Below are 1,746 nucleotides of genomic sequence, written 5' to 3' on the forward strand. Positions count from 1 at the left end.
ATGCTACTCTTACTAGCATAAAAATAAAAATAACCAATATTAGTTATACAAATAAAAATAAAAATAGTAGTTAGCTTCTATTGTAGAAACCGCAGCGATAAAAATAATAAATGCGGGGTAAACTGAATATTTTGAATGCCTAGCTTTTTAGCGGCCGAAAAAATGAATTGAGTTATTGTTTCTGACTAATAAGAACACATAAAGTGGCACTAGTCCTAAACCGGATAACTTTATTTTAGCTACCGCTCTGAGTATTCAAATTGCTCTGTTTACATGCAAAGGTGTGAGCTTTTGCCCTAAAGCACAGACATGGATTCACAACAACAAAAAATTTAGAGTCTGCTCTTTTAAGCATGAAAAGGTCAATCACGGAGAGCGTTTGATCTTTTCATGCAAAGTCATTCCCCCTCTCTTTTCTTATTATTACTTGTGTTGCTACTTTTTCTGGTACAGTTTTCTCTTTAGATAAACTCTTGGCCTTGGTCTATGGTAAAGTATGGCTTCATAAAACGTAAGGCTGATAGAGCCCCTCAAGGTCTTAGTACTTCGTAACCCACAACAATGATTGTTTAAACATGTCCAGACTGTCTCCTTCCATTATACCTCGCGACCAACATCCCGTTTCTCGTAGCCAAATTAGCCCATCGGCGTTAAAGGTTATGCATCGCTTACATAATAGCGGCTATGAGGCGTATCTGGTTGGTGGTGGTGTCAGGGATATTTTGCTCGGCCAAAATCCTAAAGATTTTGATATTGCGACCAATGCACACCCTGAGGAGGTACATGCTCTTTTTAAGAATTCACGTTTAATTGGTCGTCGCTTTAAGCTCGTCCATATCCTGTTTGGCCGCGAGATTATCGAGGTTGCTACCTTCCGTGGAAGCGTAAACCAACAGGACGAAAAACAATCAGAGCATGGCATGCTGCTTAGAGACAATGAATATGGCAGTATCGATGAAGATGCTGTGCGAAGAGACTTTACGATAAACGCTCTCTATTACAGCCCTAAAGACTTTTGTATTTACGACTATGTCGATAGCCTGGACGATATTAAGCAGGGTCTGATCAACATTATTGGCGACCCGGAAACACGCTATAGGGAAGATCCGGTTCGGATGATCAGAGCTTTGCGTTTCGCGGCTAAACTAGACTTTGATATCGAAGAAGAGACCAGCGGTGCCATACGAGAGCACGGTCAGCTATTGTCCAACGTTGCAGCAGCACGTTTGTTCGATGAGATTCTAAAACTGTTTCTCTCTGGCTATGGATTGAAAATTTTTCACCTCTTAGTCGACTATGGGCTATTTAAGCCCTTGTTCCCAGCTATTGCTCATACCTTGGAAAACAGTGATAAGAGTGCTATCTATAAGAAAATGCTCGAGGCAGGCTTAACAAATACTGATCAACGAATTCATCAAGAAAAACCCGTCACACCAGCATTTCTGTATGCAACTCTTCTATGGCCTGAAGTCGATAGACTGTGGTCACAACTTATTGAAGAAGGCGTTCCCGAATTTCCTGCATTACAACAAGCAGGGCAACTTACACTTCAAAGCCAACTACCTCATATATCTATACCCAAGCGCTTCACCTTAATGATGAAGGAAATATGGGAATACCAAATCAGACTCACTAAGACTCACGGCAAGCGGCCTTTCCACCTCGCTGAACAGCAACGATTCAGGGCTGCCTATGACTTTTTGTTGTTACGGGAGCAAGCTGGTGAACCTGTCGGCGAACTCGCTA

Annotated in this window: 1 protein-coding gene; it reads left to right on the forward strand. The window is 41.8% G+C overall.

Annotated elements, in window-relative coordinates:
• Positions 1-575: 575 nt before the first annotated feature.
• Positions 576-1,746: polynucleotide adenylyltransferase PcnB (gene pcnB / locus A3761_RS24155; RefSeq protein ID WP_082870373.1), on the forward strand; the 1,171-nt coding region annotated here is incomplete at its 3' end.

The sequence above is a fragment of the Oleiphilus sp. HI0123 genome (assembly GCF_001635315.1).